Source organism: Mycoplasma feriruminatoris, from assembly GCF_000327395.2.
Lineage (GTDB): Bacteria > Bacillota_I > Bacilli_A > Mycoplasmatales > Mycoplasmataceae > Mycoplasma > Mycoplasma feriruminatoris.
The window spans coordinates 779,906-798,960 of sequence record NZ_CP091032.1 but is presented as its reverse complement, the minus strand read 5'-3'; the positions used below and the strand labels follow the sequence as shown (position 1 = coordinate 798,960).

General features: G+C 26.6%; 15 protein-coding genes. 11 read left to right on the top strand and 4 right to left on the bottom strand.

Going from position 1 to position 19,055, the window contains the following annotated elements; all coding sequences use genetic code 4:
- Position 1: 1 nt before the first annotated feature.
- The gene (gene typA / locus D500_RS03445) at positions 2-1,831 is read right to left on the bottom strand and encodes a translational GTPase TypA (protein WP_008363718.1); all 1,830 of its coding nucleotides are present in this window, start codon (positions 1,829-1,831) and stop codon (positions 2-4) included.
- A 256-nt stretch (positions 1,832-2,087) separates the two neighbouring features.
- Between typA and D500_RS03440 the strand changes: the two genes are divergently transcribed.
- From D500_RS03440 to hpt, 6 genes are all read left to right on the top strand, one after another.
- Positions 2,088-2,876: a BspA family leucine-rich repeat surface protein gene (locus D500_RS03440; RefSeq protein ID WP_008363716.1), complete on the top strand. Its 789-nt coding sequence runs from the start codon at positions 2,088-2,090 to the stop codon at positions 2,874-2,876.
- A gap of 121 nt (positions 2,877-2,997) precedes the next feature.
- Positions 2,998-3,771: a BspA family leucine-rich repeat surface protein gene (locus D500_RS03435; protein WP_008363713.1), complete on the top strand. Its 774-nt coding sequence runs from the start codon at positions 2,998-3,000 to the stop codon at positions 3,769-3,771.
- Positions 3,772-3,926: 155 nt separating this feature from the next.
- Complete coding sequence (eno, locus tag D500_RS03430; RefSeq protein ID WP_008363711.1) at positions 3,927-5,282, top strand: phosphopyruvate hydratase; 1,356 nt, start codon at positions 3,927-3,929, stop codon at positions 5,280-5,282.
- A gap of 75 nt (positions 5,283-5,357) precedes the next feature.
- A complete protein-coding gene (locus D500_RS03425) occupies positions 5,358-6,179 on the top strand; it encodes a phosphatase PAP2 family protein (protein WP_008363709.1) in 822 nt (273 codons plus the stop codon).
- A 1-nt stretch (position 6,180) separates the two neighbouring features.
- The gene (gene ruvX / locus D500_RS03420) at positions 6,181-6,612 is read left to right on the top strand and encodes a Holliday junction resolvase RuvX (RefSeq protein ID WP_008363707.1); all 432 of its coding nucleotides are present in this window, start codon (positions 6,181-6,183) and stop codon (positions 6,610-6,612) included.
- A gap of 5 nt (positions 6,613-6,617) precedes the next feature.
- Entirely contained in the window at positions 6,618-7,190 is a 573-nt protein-coding gene (gene hpt, locus D500_RS03415; RefSeq protein ID WP_008363705.1) for a hypoxanthine phosphoribosyltransferase, read from the top strand.
- A 42-nt stretch (positions 7,191-7,232) separates the two neighbouring features.
- On the opposite strand, the gene D500_RS03410 is transcribed toward hpt, so the two are convergent.
- The 3 genes from D500_RS03410 to glpO are packed head-to-tail and all read right to left on the bottom strand — an operon-like array spanning position 7,233 to position 10,752.
- On the bottom strand, positions 7,233-8,012 hold the full coding sequence (locus D500_RS03410; RefSeq protein WP_008363703.1) for an MIP/aquaporin family protein: 780 nt from the start codon (positions 8,010-8,012) through the stop codon (positions 7,233-7,235).
- Between the two features lie 42 nt (positions 8,013-8,054).
- Positions 8,055-9,572, bottom strand: coding sequence for a glycerol kinase GlpK (gene glpK, locus D500_RS03405; RefSeq protein ID WP_008363702.1), 1,518 nt, complete (start codon positions 9,570-9,572; stop codon positions 8,055-8,057).
- A 16-nt stretch (positions 9,573-9,588) separates the two neighbouring features.
- The gene (gene glpO / locus D500_RS03400) at positions 9,589-10,752 is read right to left on the bottom strand and encodes a type 2 glycerol-3-phosphate oxidase (protein WP_008363700.1); all 1,164 of its coding nucleotides are present in this window, start codon (positions 10,750-10,752) and stop codon (positions 9,589-9,591) included.
- Positions 10,753-11,093: 341 nt separating this feature from the next.
- On the opposite strand from glpO, the gene pfkA reads away from it, so the two are divergent.
- The 5 genes from pfkA (at position 11,094) to D500_RS03375 (ending at position 19,031) form a co-directional block, all read left to right on the top strand.
- Positions 11,094-12,074, top strand: coding sequence for a 6-phosphofructokinase (gene pfkA, locus D500_RS03395; protein WP_008363698.1), 981 nt, complete (start codon positions 11,094-11,096; stop codon positions 12,072-12,074).
- A gap of 68 nt (positions 12,075-12,142) precedes the next feature.
- Complete coding sequence (pyk, locus tag D500_RS03390) at positions 12,143-13,579, top strand: pyruvate kinase (protein ID WP_008363696.1); 1,437 nt, start codon at positions 12,143-12,145, stop codon at positions 13,577-13,579.
- Positions 13,580-13,846: 267 nt separating this feature from the next.
- A complete protein-coding gene (gene thrS / locus D500_RS03385; RefSeq protein ID WP_008363695.1) occupies positions 13,847-15,766 on the top strand; it encodes a threonine--tRNA ligase in 1,920 nt (639 codons plus the stop codon).
- A gap of 896 nt (positions 15,767-16,662) precedes the next feature.
- Positions 16,663-18,027, top strand: coding sequence for an FAD-dependent oxidoreductase (locus D500_RS03380; RefSeq protein ID WP_008363693.1), 1,365 nt, complete (start codon positions 16,663-16,665; stop codon positions 18,025-18,027).
- Positions 18,028-18,029: 2 nt separating this feature from the next.
- Positions 18,030-19,031, top strand: a complete 1,002-nt coding sequence (locus D500_RS03375) for a lipoate--protein ligase (RefSeq protein WP_008363691.1) — start codon at positions 18,030-18,032, stop codon at positions 19,029-19,031.
- Positions 19,032-19,055 lie beyond the last annotated feature (24 nt).

Here is a 19,055-nt window from a genome sequence, read left to right as displayed (position 1 = left end):
ACTAGTATTTATCGTTTCTGTGTTGTTTTTGTTCTGCTTGAGTTAATCAACGTTTTCTTAATCTAATATCAGTTGGAGTAATTTCAACTAATTCATCACTTGCAATATATTCTAAAGCTTCTTCTAGACTCATTTTTCTAAATGGTGTTAGTTTAACAGCATCATCAGTTCCACTAGCTCTTGTGTTAGTTAGTTTTTTTGCTGTTGTTGGATTAACATATAAATCATTATCTCTTGAATGTTGACCTATGATCATTCCTTCATAAACATCAACTTGAGGACCTATAAATAAAACTCCACGTTCTTCTAAATTATTTAAAGCATAAGGTAGACTTTTACCATTAGCCATTGAAACTAAAACTCCATTTTGTCTTGAAGTAATTTCACCTTTATATAATTCATACCCACTACTACTTTTAACCATTATTCCTTCACCGTGAGTATCATTTGTAAATTCAGATCTAAATCCAATTAAACCTCTTAAAGGTATAGAATAAGTTATTTTATCTCTAATACCATCAGAATCCATGTCTAACATAATTCCTTTTCTTTGATTTAATTTATTGATTATAGTTCCAGAATATTCAGTTGGTGTATTAATAATTACTTTTTCAATTGGTTCTAAAAGATCTCCAGTCATTGCGTTGCGGTGAAAAATTACTTCTGGTTTTGAAATTGCTAATTCAAAACCTTCTCTTCTCATAGCTTCAATTAAAACAGAAATATGTAATTCCCCACGTCCTAAAACTTTAAATCCTTCAATTTCAGAATTAATTAAAGGTTCAATTCTTAAACCAACATTAACTTCAACTTCTTTTTCTAAACGTTCTTTAATATTTCTTGAAGTTACGAATTTACCAACTTTTCCAGCAAATGGTGAAGTATTAACTAAAAAGTTCATAGACATTGTTGGTTCTTCAATATGAATTGGTTTTAAAGGTTTAATAACATTTAATTCATTAACAGTATCTCCAATTGATATATCTTCAATTCCTGCAAATGTAATAATATCTCCTGCAAATGCTTGTTTAACTGGTACTCTATTTAAACCTTGATATACCATTAATTTAGCGATTTTTCCTTGCTTAACAGTTCTATCATTTTTAACAATACTTACAGTTTGATTTTCTTTAATACTTCCTTCAAAAATTCTTCCAATTCCAATTCTTCCAATAAAACTATCATAAGCTAAACTTGAAACTTGCATTACTAAATTATTTTCTGATAATTCAACTGGATATGAACCAACTTGTTTTACTAGTGTTTCAAATAAAGGTGTTAAGTCATTGCTTTTTTCATCTAAACTATATTGAGCAATTCCGTTTTTTGCAATTCCATATAAAGTTGTAAAGTCTAATTGCTCATCTGTTGCGTTTAATTCTAAAAATAATTCAATTACTTCTTCAACTACTTCTAAACTTCTTTGATCTTTTTTATCTATTTTATTAATAAATAAAATTGGTTTTAATCCGATTTCTAAAGCTTTTTGTAAAACAAATCGAGTTTGAGGCATTGGTCCTTCACTTGAATCAACTAATAAAATTACAGTATCAACTGTTTTCATAATTCTTTCAACTTCACTTGAAAAATCAGCATGTCCTGGAGTATCAACTATATTAATTTTGATATCTTTATAAGTAATTGAACAGTTTTTAGAATAAATTGTAATTCCTCTTTCTCTTTCTTGATCATTTGAATCCATTACTTGTTCAACTACTTCTTGGTTTTGTCTAAACACATTACTTTGTTTTAATAAAGCATCAACAAGTGTAGATTTTCCTGCATCAACGTGAGCAATAACAGCTATATTTATTATTTTTTGATTATTCATCTTAACACCTCTTATAAAGCAATATATTTATTTTATTACATTGATATTTTATTAACAATTTTTTAGTTTAAAAATAATTAAGTTTTATTTAAAAATTAAGTGCAAACAAGAATGTAAAAAAATACTTTTCAATGTAAAAATTTTCAAGCATAATATATAAGAAAAATAGAACTAAAGTTCTATTTAAAAAAATATAAATTGAATTAAAACCAAATAATAGATTAAGAAATACATTATTAAAAGTAGGAATGGTTATATGAAAAAAATCCTAACAATGTTAACTTCTTTTAGTTTAATAGCTACAAGTAGTGTTTTAGTTGTGTCTTGTAAAACAAATTCACTAAAAAACAAGATAGAAAAACCAAATGAAATGCCTAATATCAATCATAATAAAGAAAAAAATAACCCTAAAACCCCTAAACATATGAATGAAATGCCACAAGGTGATCAACCAGGAAAACAAAGAGAAAATGGTTCAAACCAAACTCAACCTAATGAGCATAATAAAAACAATGTTTTGTCTAGTACAGAAGATGAAAGATCGTTTATTTATGGATATAGCAAATGATTAGAGGATGGGAAAAATGGAGAAGCAGAACATGTTATAAATCCTGAAGATCCGAATGAGATTCTACTTCTAGGGTTTTCAAAAGAAAAGAAAAACAATAAGGAAGAATACAAATTAAAAGAAATTCCAACTAATGTAAATAAAGTCCCAAAATGAATTCCTACTAAAGTTACTAGTTTAGAAGGAGCGTTCAAGAATAATGTTAATGAAATTATAGATGGTATAGAATCTTGAAACACATCTAATATAAAAAATATGTACCAAACTTTTTTTGGAGCAAAAAAATTTAATACAGATATTTCTAAGTGAAAAACTAGTAAAGTGGAAAATATGAATTATATGTTTGCTTTTGCAGAATCTTTTAGCAAGAATTTAAGTAAATGAGATGTAAAAAAGACACCTTATCAAAGTAATTTCGGGAGATATTCTGGTTTTGAAAATCAAAAAGACTTATGACCACCATTTATTAATAAATAAACATATGTTAACAATTAATAATATGAACTAAGTTTTGAAGTTATAACCTAGATATAATTAGAAAAACAAAGATAAGTTTGGAAATAAAAAATAATCATTTTTTATTAATCAAAGGTATATTATGAAAAAAATTTTAACAACATTAACTTCTTTTACTTTAATAGCTACAAGTACTATTCTAGTTGCATCTTGTAAAATTAATACGTCAGATAAAAAGATAAAACAATTGACAAATAAACCTGATTCTAAAATAAAAGAAGAAGAAAATAAAACTCCTGAATCTAAAAAAGATATGTCACAAGGTGATCAACCACAAAATGAAGTAGAAAAAGGAAATCTGGCACATAATAATTTTGGTTCTAATAATAATATTTTTTCTAGTATAGAAGATGAGAAAGATTTTATCCAAGAATATTATAAATATTGAGATGGAATAAATAAAAAAGATTCTCCACATGTATTTAATCCCAATAACCCTAATGAAATCTTTATTTTAGGATTTGAAAAAGAATCAGGTAATAAAGGTGGAATTAAATTGAAAAAAATTCCAAAAAATGTTAAAAAGGTTCCAAAAATTCTTCCTAGAAATATTACAAGCTTAGAGGGTGCATTTAAGGATAATGAAAATGAAAAAATTGATGGTATTGAATTTTGAAACACATCAAATATAAAAAATATGTACCAAACCTTTTATGGAGCTAAAAAATTTAATCAGGATATTTCTGGATGAGATACTAGAAATGTAGAAGATATGAATTATATGTTTTTTGACGCAGAAAATTTCAAAAGAGATTTAAGTAAATGATCTGTTCCTAAGGCATTTTATTTAAATAATTTTGATAAATATTCAGGTATTCAGGACAAAGAAGAATTAAGACCAAAATTTAAAAAATAATTTTAGAAATACTCTGTTAAAACTAAACCAATCTTTTTAGTAGAATAAATCAATTAATTAAGGTAATACCCATTTCCTATAAATTCAACAATAAGCATTCATTATGTAATATAATAATTTTTGTATTAGAAATTATTTTTCAGAAAGGGATATTTATGTCAAGAATAGAAAGAATTTTCGCTCGTGAAATTCTAGATTCAAGAGGAACACCTACAGTTGAAGTTGAAGTTTGAACTGAATTTGGTGGATATGGTTGTGCAAAAGCTCCTTCTGGTGCTTCAACTGGAGTTAATGAAGCTTTAGAATTAAGAGATGGAGATAAATCTCGTTACAATGGTAAAGGTGTATTAAAAGCAGTTAAAAATGTTAATGAAAAAATCGCTCCTGAATTAATTGGAGTTGATGCTTTAGACCAATTAACAGTTGATAAAATAATGCTAGATTTAGATGGAACCGAATTTAAAACTAAATTAGGAGCAAATGGAATTTTAGCTGTTTCTTTAGCTGTTGCAAAAGCTGCTGCTAGTGAATTAGACATTCCATTATACAGATATTTAGGTGGAGTTCAAGCTAAAAAATTACCTGTTCCTATGTTAAATGTTATTAACGGTGGAGAACACGCTGATTCAGCTATTGACTTTCAAGAATTTATGATTATGCCAGTTGGAGCAAAATCATTTAGTGAAGCTTTAAGATGATCTTCTGAAACTTTCCAAGCTTTAAAATCATTATTAAAATCTAAAAAAGATATTACTGCAGTTGGAGATGAAGGTGGATTTGCACCTAACTTTGAATGAGCATATGAAAAACATGATTTAGCTTCATTTAAAGCAAAAACTCCTGCTGAAATTGCATTAGACTTACTAGTTGAAGCTATTAAAAAAGCTGGATATGTTCCTGGAAAAGATGGAATTATGATCGCAATGGATTGTGCTTCATCTGAATTATATTTTGAAGATAAAAAATACCACTTTAAAAAGATTGAAAAAGTAACTGGTCAAGAATGATCATTATCAACAGATGAAATGATTTCATATTTAGAAAAACTAGTTGATAAATACCCAATTATTTCAATTGAAGATGGATTAGCTGAAACTGATTGAGAAGGATTTGCTAAATTAACTCAACAAATTGGAAATAAAGTTCAAATTGTTGGAGATGATTTATTTACAACTAACCCTAAATTCATTAAACAAGGAATTAGCAAAAAAGCTGCAAATTCAACTTTAATTAAATTAAACCAAATTGGAACTTTATCAGAAACTGTTGAAGCAATTACAATGACTCAAAAAGCTGGATGAACTGCTGTAGTTTCACATAGATCTGGAGAAACTGAAGATACAACTATTGCTGATTTAGCAGTTGCATTTAACACAGGACAAATTAAAACCGGATCAATGTCAAGAAGTGATAGAATTGCAAAATACAATAGATTATTACAAATTGAATCTGAACTTGGAACAAATGCTGTTTATGATGGATTAGAAGCATTTTACAATTTAAATAAATAATAATTTAATAATAGTAATTAGAATAATTTCTAAAAAGAGTCTAGCGACTCTTTTTTATTTTGTTAAAATAACTACATGAAAAATAGAATTAATCATTATTATATATTTACAGGTTTTGTTTTTATTATTTTAGTAAGTTTATTTATTCTTGGTAGTATTTATGATTTTAAAATAGCTAGTTTTAATAGACCTAAAGATTTAAATCTAGCAATATTTGTATCTAATTTTGGAGTTGTTATTCCAAGTATTCCTTTAACAATAGCTTTAGTTTATCTAATAAAAAGTTTAAAGTTAAAAAATAAAATTAAAATTAATAAAATAGTAGAAAATATCATTTATTTTATTATTCCTTTAGGGTTTTTTATTTTTAATTTTATTTATGAAAAACAAGGTATAGTTTATTCAGTTATTAGTAATTTATTATGTTTATTAATAATAAGTAGTTTAGTTTATTATTTTAATTTAAAAACTGATCTAATTGATGATTTAGATTTAACTATTTATAAAGCTATTGTAGTTTTAATAACTATTATAAGTGTATTAATCTTAGTAAATATTTTAAAACTAGTATTTAATAGACCTAGACCTATTAACTTAGCAATTTATAGAAACTGATGAGAAGTTAAATGATTTTCATGAGAGCATAACTCATTTCCTTCAGGTCATACTTATTCAGCATCAACTTTATTATTTATCTTATTATTGTTTAATAAAACTGATAAAAAGTTTTATTTACAAATGAGTTTTTATTGATTAGTTATTATAATTGTTGCTATGTCAAGAATTGTATTAAATAAACATTTTTTAACCGATGTTGTTTTTTCTATGTTATTATCATTTACAATATTTACAACCATTTTAATAATTAATCAAAAGAAAGGCAAATTTTTTATTTAGTATGTCAAAAAGTATTATTGCACTAGATATTGGCAGTAAAACTATTGGTTTAGCTTATAGTAGTGGAGTTATTGCTTCAAGTATAGATACTATTAGATTTGAAGAATATGACTTTAATCAAGGCTTAAAACAACTAGAACCTTATTTAAAAAAATATGATCCAAGTGTTATTGTTGTTGGTTATCCAAAAAATATGAATAATACAATTGGAGAACGTGCTGAAATGGTAGATTATGTTATTGAAATGTTTTTAGATATGTACTCTAGTTTTAATAAAGATCAAATTATTAGAATAGATGAAAGAAGAACTACAAAAATAGCTAGAAATATTTTAATTCAAGCTAATCTAACTAGAGAAAAACAAAAAAAATACAAAGATAGTTTAGCAGCACAACTAATCTTAGAATTATATTTAGAAAGTAGGAAATTATAGAAGCTATGCATAAAATACACCCATTAGTAAAACAAGTTTTATTTACAAGAGAAGAAATTCAAAAAAGAACTAAACAAATTGCTAAAGAAATTGAAAGTTATTATAAAGATAAACAATTAAAAGATAACAGTTTATTAGTTGTTGGTTTATTAAAAGGTTGTGTACCTTTTTATACAGATTTTTGTATGGTTTGTGATTTAACAATGGAAATGGATTTTATGGTAGTTTCATCATATCAAGGTACAACTGGTACTAATTCAGCTCCAAAAATTACTTTAGATTTAAATACTGATGTTAAAGATCGTGATGTTTTAATTGTTGAAGATATTATTGATACTGGATTTACTTTAAAATATGTTAAAGATTATTTATTAAACAAAGGTGCTAAAAGCGTTAAAATTTTAACTATGCTAGATAAACCTAGTGGTAGAAAAATTGATTTAGCTGCTGATTGAGTATGTTTTACAATTGAACCTTGTTTTGTTATAGGTTATGGATTAGATTATCAAGAAAAAATTAGAAATCTACCTTATGTTGCAGTTTGTGATACAACTAAACTAGATGATTGAAAATGATAATAATAAAAAAGCTCATTGATGAGCTTTTCTTTTGGTTAATTACTAAGCAGTTTTTACAGCCATTGCAATTAATCCAATAAATACTGCAGCAGCTACTGGTCCTAGTCCTGGGATTCATGAATATGATCATTCTGATGAACCTTTATCTTTTAATGGTAAGAATGTGTGAACCAATCTTGGACCTAAATCACGAGCAGGGTTAATTGCATATCCAGTTGTTCCACCTAATGATAGACCAATTCCAAATACTAATAAACCAACAGCTAATGGACCAACTGATTCAAATACTGAAGATTTAGTAGCAGTTAATCCTCAAATACCTACTAATAAAACTACAGTTCCTACAAATTCCATTAAGAAGTTTAAAATAGGTGCTCTATTAGTTGCTCCTGTTGAGTGAATAGCTAATACTCTAGGTTGAAAATCATTATCTGTTTTTGTTGATAAAATGTGTTTTCAGTAAAGTAAATCTACAAAGATTGAACCAAGCATTGCTCCAATAAATTGTACGATTAATACAATAAAGAATAATCCAACACCTGACATTTTTGTTAAAGCATCGGCTCCAAATCCAAATGTTTTATCTGCTGCTTGTATTGCAAACATAATTGTTACTGCTGGGTTTAGATGAGCAACACCACCTAATCCAACTGAAATTCCAGCAGCGATAAACACTGCAAATCCTCAACCAGCTGTTATTGATATTCAACCTGCATTTTGTCCTTTAGTTCCTTTTAAAACAACGTTTGCTACAATACCGTTACCTAAAAGAACTAATAATGCAGTCCCAAATAACTCTGTTAAAATAATCTGTTGTAACATGTTATCCTCTCATTATTATTTTCTATTTTATTTTGATTTCAATTAATCAATTGCTTCTACTCAATTTAATGTTCTTTGAACTGCAACCTTTCAACCCTTAATTAGTTTGTCAACTTCTGGCTTACTTAGTTCTGGAGTTAGTTCAAAATGAACTTTGTAAGTGTTTTTTAATTCTTCAACATCTTTTCAATATCCAACAGCTAATCCTGCCATAAATGCAGCTCCCATAGCAGTAGTTTCTACGTTTGTTGGTTTAATAACTTTAGATTGAGAAATGTTTGATTGGAATTGCATTAAGAATTTATTATTTGCAGCTCCACCATCAACTTTAAAGATTTCAATAGGTTTTTTCATATCTTTTCCCATTGCATCAACAACATCGTTTGCCTGATATGCAATAGCTTCTAAAGTTGCTCTTACAATATGTTCACGTCTAGTTCCTCTATCTAGTCCAAAAATAGCACCACGTGAGAATGAATCTCAATATGGAGAACCTAGTCCAGTAAATGAAGGAACTACATAAACTCTTCTATCATCTTTAACTTGACCAGCATATCATTCTGTTTCAATAGCATTATAAACAATTCTTAGATTATCTCTTAATCATTGAACAGCAGCTCCAGCAATCATTACTGAACCTTCTAAAGCATAATACACTTTATCTTTAAATGAATATGCAACAGTTGTTAATAATCCATGATTTGATTTAACAATTTCTTCACCAGTGTTTGTTAAAATAAAGCATCCAGTTCCATAAGTTACTTTTACTTGACCTTTTTCTAAACATAATTGACCAAATAATGCACTTTGTTGATCACCAATTGATGATGCAATTTTGATTCTTTGTTCATTTCCTTTAGAAAATAGACCTTTAAATGTATATCCATATACTTCACTACATGATTTAATTTCTGGAAGAATATTTCTTGGAATATCAAATAATTTTAATAATTCATCATCTCAATCATTAGTGTGAATATTGTATAGTAAAGTTCTTTGTGCGTTTGTATGATCTGTTACAAATACTTCTCCACCTGTTAGACGATAAATTAATCAAGTATTAATTGTTCCAAACATTAATTTTCCTTCACTAGCTAGTTGTCTTGCGTTTGGAACATTATCTAGAATTCATTTTACTTTAGTTCCTGAAAAGTATGGGTTAATGATTAATCCAGATCTTTCTTTTACCATTTCTAATGTTTTACTATCAAATGATTGACAATAATCAGCTGTTCTTTGATCTTGTCATACTATTGCATTATAAATTGGTAATCCAGTTTCTTTATTTCAAATTACAGCAGTTTCACGTTGGTTAGTAATTCCAATTGCTTCAATTTGATCAGGACTAATTCCAGATTTATTTAAAACTTGTACTAATGCAGAACGTTGAGTGTTTCAAATTTCAATAGCATCATGTTCTACTCATCCTTCTTTTGGAAAGTATTGAGTAAATTCTGATTGTTCAACAGCAATAATATTTCCTTGTTTATCAGTAATTAAAGCTCTTGCACTTGTTGTTCCTTCATCTAGAGTTAGAATGTATTTTTTGTTATCTGTCATAGTTATTCTCCTTAAACTATTTTCATGGAAGAATAGCTTCTTCTTTTGGTTGCCAGTTAGCTTTTTTATCTAATTTATCAAAGGCATCTTTTACTAAATCACAAACCATATCTGCAATAGCTGGAGCTGATGCAATAGCTGGTGATTTCATTCCAGCAACGTTAATAAATTTCTTATCAGCTTTTGCTGGTTTAATTACAAAGTCATTAGTTTCAATATCAATAGGTCTTGATCCAGCATAAACCGTACAAGTTTTATCCATATTAATATTTGGAATTAAATGTTTACCAATTTTTCCAATATTTTCATATTGTTCTTGAGTTACAAGTAAAGTATCTTCTTTTGGAACTCCTTCTAAAGCAGTTGGACCTACCATTACTCTTCCATCTAGCATTGGAGCAACAATTACTCCTTTTCCGTGAATAGTTGGAACCATAAATACTACAGAATTTACAATACCTGCTTCAGATTTATCTAAAATACGGTATTCTCCTCTTCTTGTAGTTAATTTAAAGTCTGGATATCCAGCCATTTGAGCAATAATATCAGCATAATGTCCAGCAGCATTTACGATCACTTCTGCTTTAATTACTTCATCTTTTGAAGTTTTAATTTCAAATAGACCATCAACTTTTTTAATATCTACTACTTTTGAATTAACTTTTAGTTCAACACCATTTTTGATTGCATTTCTCATAAGTGTTGAAGTTAAAACAATAGGATCAATTGCAATTGATGAATTACATACTAAAGCACCAACTGCTTGTTTATTAATATTTGGTTCACGTTTTTGAAGTTCTTTAGCATCAATGATTTCTAATTCTTTTGGATCTAATCCATTAGTTAAACCTCTATCATATAACATATGAACGTGTTTCATTTCTTCTTCATTAAATGCTACAACTGTTGAATTAATTCTTAAATATGGAAAATCCATTTCTTTAATTCAATCTTCATAACGTTTTTTTCCTAAAACATTTAATTTTGCATTTAGTGTTTCTGGTCTTGGATCAAACCCACCATGAACTAGTCCTGAGTTATGACTACTTGTTTCTAGTGCAAGTCTTGGATTAGCTTCTAAAACAACAATTTTTTTGTCAAATTTAGCTAATTCTCTTGCAACAGAACTACCAATGATTCCACCACCAATGATGCAAATATCAACTTTTGTCTGTCTCATAATGTCTTTTTTAAAAAATTTAAAATTTTATAAAAATTACTTGAAAAAAAACTTAATTTGTTTACTATTATTTAAGTCTATAAAAAAAGTAAGCCATCTTGGTTTATTTAAGTAAGTTTAAAATTTCAAATAGTAATTTAGTTTTTTCTCCTTTCTCATCTATACTAATATTTTATATTTTATTAGTCTAAATTACTTATTTATTTTGACTTATTAGAAAATGATGAATGGCAATTTACAAAATACAATGAAAGTATATCTTTAGAAATAAAGGTATACTTTTTTTGTTATATAATTAAATTTATGTTAATGTGTTTTTTTTAGAAAGAGGTTTATATCTAATGGTAAAAAAAATTGGAATCCTAACTTCTGGTGGAGATGCTCCTGGAATGAATAATGCCATTGCTGGAGTAGTTAAAACAGCTGCTTCAAAAGGAATAGAAGTTTATGGAATTAATGATGGATATAAAGGATTAGTAAATGGTTGATTTGAAAAATTAAACGTTGAAAAGACTTTAGATATTCTTTCAAGAGGTGGAACTTATTTAGGTTCAGCAAGACTACCAGAATTTAAAGAATTAGAAGTAAGACAAAAAGCAGTAGCTAATTTAAAAAAAGCAGGTATTGAAGCTTTAGTTGTAATTGGTGGAGATGGTAGTTATATGGGTGCTCAAAGATTAACTGAAATGGGTATTAATTGTATTGGGTTACCTGGAACTATTGATAATGATATTTCTTCAACTGATTATACTATTGGTTTTCACACTGCATTAAATACAATTGTTGAAGCTGTTGATAGAATTAGAGATACAATGCAATCTCACAATAGAGCCGATGTTGTTGAAATTATGGGAAATGGTTGTGGTGATTTAGTAACTTATACAGCTGTTGCTACAGGAGCTGAAATCTTTTCACCAGCTGAAGATCTATTAACAATTGAACAAATGGGTCAAAAAGCAAAACAATTTAGATTATTAGGTAAAAAAAGTTTAATTATTTTAGTTTCTGAAAAATCATATGGAATTTCAGCTGAAGAAATTGCTGAAAGAATTCAAAAAATTAGTGGTTATGAAACTAAGGCAACTGTTTTAGGACATATTCAACGTGGTGGTAGACCTACTGCTATGGATAGATATATTGCATTTACTGCTGGTATGTTTGCTGTTGAACAACTAGCTGAAGGTAAAGGTGGGTTATTTATCGGATTAGAAAACAACAAATTAGTTGCTAGAGATATTGATTCAACTTTAAATATGAAAAAAGAAGACAAAAAACCTTTCATTAGACATTTAAGAGAAATTAATGGATATTTTAGTAAATAAATTCTAATATTAACTATTGAAATTAATTAATAAAATATAATTAAAATGAGTAGTAATTAAGGAGATATATGACTAGAGAAACATTACAAAAGAGAATGAAACGCACTAAAGTAATTACAACAATTGGTCCTTCAACTCACTCTGCAGAAGCTATTAAAGAATTATTTAATAATGGAATGACAACTATTCGTTTAAATTTCTCACACGGTAGTTATGAAGAACATGGTTATAGAATTAAAGCTGCTAAAAAAATCTCTAAAGCTTTAAACAAACCAATTTCTATAATCTTAGATACTAAAGGTCCTGAAATTAGATTAGGAAAATTTAAAGATAATAAACAAGAAGTAGTAAAAGGTCAAACTATTACTATTTATACTGATAATGATTCTTATTTAAATAAAGAATGTGTTCAAGGTGAAATGACTGTTGCATATGATATGTCAGTTGATTTAAAACCTGGAGATGTAATTTTAATTGATGATGGTAAATTAGAATTAACTGTTGATTCAGTTGAACCACAAATTATTAAAGCAACTGCATTTAATCACCACATTGTAAAAACAAATAAACGTGTTAATTTACCAGGAATTGATTTTTCTATTCCTTTTCTATCTGAAAAAGATGAACAAGACATTTTATTTGGATGTGAACAAGGTGTTGATTATATAGCAGCATCATTTGTAAATACTGCTGAAAATGTTCGTCAAATTAGAGCAATTCTAAATAAAGCTAATGCAGATAATATTCAAATTATTTCAAAAATTGAATCACAAGTTGGATTAGATAATATTGATGAAATTATTGATGAATCTGATGGAATAATGGTTGCACGTGGTGATTTAGGATTAGAAATTCCATATTATGATGTACCTTATTGAGAAAAAATTATCATCAGAAAATGTAGAGAAAAAGGAAAAATAGTAATTGTTGCTACTCAAATGTTAGAAACAATGACAGAAAATCCATCACCAACTAGAGCTGAAGTAACTGATGTTTATTTTGCAACTGAACTAGGAGCTGATGCTACAATGTTATCTGGTGAATCAGCAGCTGGAGATTATCCATTTTTAACAGTTCATACAATGTCAACAATTAATAAAAGAGCTGAAGTTGAATTCTACAACAAAATTTATTACCAAGTACAATTAGATAATGCAAGAAATTCAACATCAGGACCAAGAGCTGAAATTGCAGATTTATTAGCAACTAAAACAAAAGATGGTGAATATAACTATGCTATTGTTTTATCAAAAACAGGTGAGTTATTAAAAACTATTTCTAAATTTAGACCAAATGTAACAATTTTAGGTGTTAGTCAAGATAAAAAACTATGAACTTCATTTGGTGTGTGACATTCAATTTTTATGAATAAAGTTGATACTTTAAATAACTTAGATAATAATATTGAAAAACTATCAGAAATTGCTAAATCTTGAGGAGCAAAAACTGGTGAAAAAGTTTTAGTTGTAAGAAGCACTGAAATAAAAGAAATAGAAGTTATTTAATAAAATCTAGAATTATTCTATAAAATAAAATTATAAATTTAATATTTAATTAATACTATGGACACGGTTTTAGTAAAGACAGTACAGAGAGTTAACGGTTGGTGAAAGTTAACATGGATAGCTAAAATTACTACCATATAAAAGTATTACGTGATTACGCGATAAGTAAAATTAAGATGTGTAATTCTTTTTAGTTTTACATAATTAGGATGGTACCGCGTTAAATCGCTCCTAAGTTAGGAGCGATTTTTTTATATAAGGAGACATATGAAAATTAAATTATTAGATGGTTCAATTAAAGAATATAATAATCCAATTTCAGTTAAAGATATTAGTTTAGAAATTGGTTTAAAAAATGTAATTGGAGCAAAAATCAACGATCAATTATTTGATATTAATTATTTAATTAGTAATGATTGTGATTTAGAACTAATTACAATAAAAAGTAAAGAATATGAACTAATGTTAAACTTAACTGCAGCTTTTATTACAAGTTATGCAATTAATAGTTTTAAACCAATTAGTCAAGTAGAAAACTTTTATAATGCTGATGAAATGGAGTTTTCTACAACTTTTGATCTAAACCCTAGATTAGTTTTAGATGATTTAAAAAATATTCAAGCTAATGTTAATCAGTTTTTAACTTCTAATTTAGAAATTAAATCTCATATTTTTAATTTAGATCAAGCTTTAGAAGTTTTAAATAATGATTATTTAAAATATTTAGCAAAACAGATGTATGAAAAATATAATTATGTAAAAGTTTATAGTATTAATGATTTTTATATGGTTATTAATAAAGCTTTAATTTTAAATCCTAACTTTATTAAAGTAATTGAAATTGAACAATTAACTGGTTCTTATTGATTAAATGATAAGAATAATATTATGTTACAAAGAGTTCACGGATTAGTTGGTAGTTCAAATAGTGAATTAAAAAATAAAAAAGCTATTTTAGAAGATAGAAGAAGTAGAGATCATCGTTTAATTAATAAAACATTAAATATTTTTGGATTTGATCAATTAGTTGGAGCAGGATTACCTTTATGATTACCAAACGGGTTTATTGTTAAAAATGAAATTGAAAAATATTTAAGACAAAAAGAATGAGAATATGATTATATTCCAGTAGAAACTCCACCAATTGGAACAGTTGAACTATATAAAACTAGTGGTCATTGAGATCATTATGGTGAAGATATGTTTCAACCTTTTACTGGTGGAAAAAATAGTGATGAACAATTTATTTTAAGACCTATGAATTGTCCACATCATATTGCAGTTTATAAACAAGAACAAAGAAGTTATCGTGATCTACCTTTAAGAATTTGTGAACATGCAATTCAACATAGATTTGAATCAAGTGGTTCTTTAACTGGACTAGAAAGAGTTAGAGGAATGAAACTAACTGATTCACATATTTTTGTAAGAAGTGATCAAATTGAAGATGAGTTTAGATCAACTTATAAATTAATTAGTGAAGTACTAGAAACTTTTAATATTCAAATTGCTTATCTAAGTTTAAGTTTAAGAGATCCAGATGATAAAGTTAAGTTTTATAAAGATGATCAAATGTGAGATAAAGCTGAATCTAGTTTAGAAAAAGTATTAATTGATTTAGGTTTAAATTATGAAAAACGTATAGGAGATGCTGCTTTTTATGGTCCTAAATTAGATATTCAAATTAAAACTGCTCAAAATCATGAAATTACAGTTTCAACTATTCAACTTGACTTTTTAATGCCAAATAAATTTGATTTAACTTATATTGATAAAGATCAAAAATTAGTTCGTCCAATTATGATTCACCGTGGTTTAATTGGAACTTATGAAAGATTTATAGCAACTTTATTAGAACAAACTAAAGGAGTTTTACCTTTATGATTAGCTCCAAAACAAGTACAAATTATTCCTATTAGTGAATCTAATTTAGAATATGCTAATTTAATTCATCAAAAACTTAAAAAAGAATTTATTAGATCACATATTGATTTAAGAGATGAAAGATTAAGTTATAAAATAAGAGATGGTCAAACTAAAAAGATTCCATACCAATTAGTATTAGGAAATAAAGAAGTTGAAAATCAAACTATTACTTATAGAAAATATGGTAGTGAATCACAAACAACTGTTTGAATTGATGAATTTATTAATATGTTAAATCAACAAATTAAAGATAAAAAATAATCAAAATTAAGTAGAACTTGCAATAAATTATTGCAAGTTTTTTATTTATATAGTTAAGATTTTTAAAGTATTTTTATAGATATGTTTGTTAGATTTGAGTTAAAAAATAGATAAGTTTTATTGTAAAAACTTGCTGTTTTCAAAGATTTTTCGCTGTTTGCAAAACACTCTCTGATTCTAAATATTTATTATTTTATATTTCTTATATAGAGTTGCTAGTGATTTTGTAAATATTAAAAATGAGATTATCTTTTTAGTGTTAATGATAAATAAAATAGTTGGATTAAAAAATGCAAAAAAACGTAAAAAATAGATTTCCAATTAATAAAAAATAATCTAAATTATAAGTAAAAACATCTATTTAAATTTCTTAAAATTTACATCAATAAGTTTTTTATTTTTTCATTTTTAGACTATTTTTAGTAAGAATTTTAGTTGTTTTTACAAGTAATTTATTAAACAAAATTACACCCTTTTTATCAGTTTAATATATAAAAATAACTTAAATTTTTGTTAAATTAGAGGTATTATTTTATAGATAAATCAGTCTTTTAAATCAACAAATCAATTAAAAAATTAGTTTAAAAAGCTAAAAAAACTTGTATATTTTGACCTATACAAGTAGGTTTTTAGTTTAAATTTATAGTTTTTAGTGGTTAAATTATAGAGTTGGTTATATTTTATATATTTTAAAAATTTACTAGTTTAAGATTTTTATTGTCTTTATAAAGAAAATAGGCATTTTATGTAGTAATATTTTTTGCTATGTATGTTATTTTACTTTATATAAGTTAAAATAAGAATAGAATATTCAATAGACTATTTGTATTGAATAGTTCTTAAAAAATGAGATAAAAAACCAAGACTTAAAACTTTAAAAGAAAGGGCTTTTAATAATGAAAGTTATAGTACTAGGTACTAACCACGCTGGAACAACAGCTGTTAGAACTTTAAAAAGATTAGATCCAACTTGTGAAGTTACTACTTATGACAAAAATGATGCCATTTCATTTTTAGGATGTGGTATTGCTTTATGAGTAAAAGGTGAAGTTAAAGACCCAAATATGTTATTTTACGCAACTCCTGAAATTTTAAGATCAGAAGGAGTTAATGTGTTTATGAATCATGAAGTACTTTCAGTTGATGATAAAAACAAAACTGTTAGTGTTAAAGATTTAAAAACAGGTGAAATTAAAGTTGATAATTATGACAAATTAATTGTAGCTACAGGAACATGACCTTTAATTCCACCAATTCCAGGAATCGATTTAGAAGGTGTTCAAATTTGTAAAAACTACCACCACGCTAAAAAAATTCTAGAACACAACTTAGATAAAAGCTATAAAAAAATCGCTGTAGTTGGTGCAGGATACATTGGTGTTGAATTAGTTGAAGCATTTAACGAATATGGAAAAGATGTTACTCTAATTGATGTTGCTAACAGAATTATGCCAGTTTATTATGATCAAGAATTTACTGATCTAATGCAAGAAAAAATGACTAAAGCTGGAGTTAAATTATCTTTAGGTGCAAAAGTTATTGAATTTAAAGGTGAAAACGGAAAAGTAACTCAAGTTGTAACTGATAAAGGAAACATTGATGTTGATTATGTAATCTTTTCAGTTGGAGTAAGACCACAATCATCAATTTTAGAAGGAATTTGTGATTTAGATGATAGAAAAGCTATTGTAACAAATGACTTTATGCAAACTACAAACCCAGATATTTATGCAATTGGAGATTGCGCTCAAGTTTATAACAAAGCTATGAACAAACACGTTCCAATTCAATTAGCAACAACAGCTGTTAGAACCGGAGTTATTGCTGCATTTAATGTAATTAAAGGAAACGGATTAAAATCTCCAGGATTTACAGGAGCTAATGGTATTTCAGTATTTGGATTACATATGGCAAGTGTTGGAATCAGTGTTGAAGCTGCAAAAAGAATGGGATTTGACATTGACTTTATCGACTTTAAAGATTTAGACAGACCAGAATTTATGTCAACAGCTAATGAAGTTCTATTTAAAGTTGTATGAGATAAAAATACAAGAAAAATTATTGGAGCTCAAGTAGCTAGTGAAAAGAACCATACTGAAGTTATGTACATGTTAGCTTTAGGAATTCAAAAAGATCTAACTATTGATGAATTACCATTAGTTGATATTTTCTTCTTACCTCACTTTAATAAACCATTTAACTTTATTTCATTAGCAGGTTTAGAAGTTTTAGGACTAAACTACTTTAAAAAGGAAAAATAGTCATGATTAACTTGTTGATTTCTAAGTATCACGATCCTGCAATGAATTTAGCAATCGAAGAATATTTAACTTATCACTATAAAGCAAAAGACCCTATTGTATTTTTCTGACAAAATGCTAATACTATAGTAGTTGGAAGAAATCAAAACGCTTTTGCTGAAGTTAACTTAGAGGCTGCTCAAAAAGATAACGTTAAGATTGTTAAAAGAAATACAGGTGGAGGAACTGTTTATCAAGATTTAGGTAATGTTTGTTATTCTTTAATTGTTGATAATTCAACTGATGATGTTGATTATCAAAAAGCGTTGCAACCTATTATTACTTATTTAAATCAAAAAAATATTAATGCAATGTTTTCTGGAAGAAATGACATGGTAATTGATGGTTATAAAGTTTCAGGAAACGCTCAATTAAAAACTAATGAAAAAACACTAGTTCATGGTACATTATTATTTGATGTTGATTTATCTAAAATGCCTAAATATTTAGTTGTTGATCCAGAAAAACTAAAACATCAACAAATCAGATCAAAACCTGCCAGAGTTAGAAATATAAAAGAATTTTTCAAAGATATTAATATAGATATTGATTTAAATACTTTTATTAATGATGTAGTTAGTTCATATGTAAAAAATGAAAAAATTAAATGAATTGAGTTAACTGATCAAGAAAAACAATACATTCAGTCAAGAAAAGAATCTAAGTTTGATCAATGAGACTGAACATTTGGAAAAAATACTGTATTTTCTCTAGTTAAAAAACAATACCTTGAATCTAAAGGGTTTATTACCTTAAACTTAGATGTCAATGATGGAATTATTACTAACATTAAAATTTATGGTGATTTTTTAGGAACTCAAGGAACTGAAGAATTAGAAGCAAAATTAATTGGAGTTAAGTTTAATAAAAAAGACATTGAAAATGTTTTAAATCAATTTGACTTAGAAGCAATTTTTGCTAAGAATTTTACAAGTGATGATATCACCAACTTATTATTTAATTAATAAAATCAAAATCAAAACAAACTA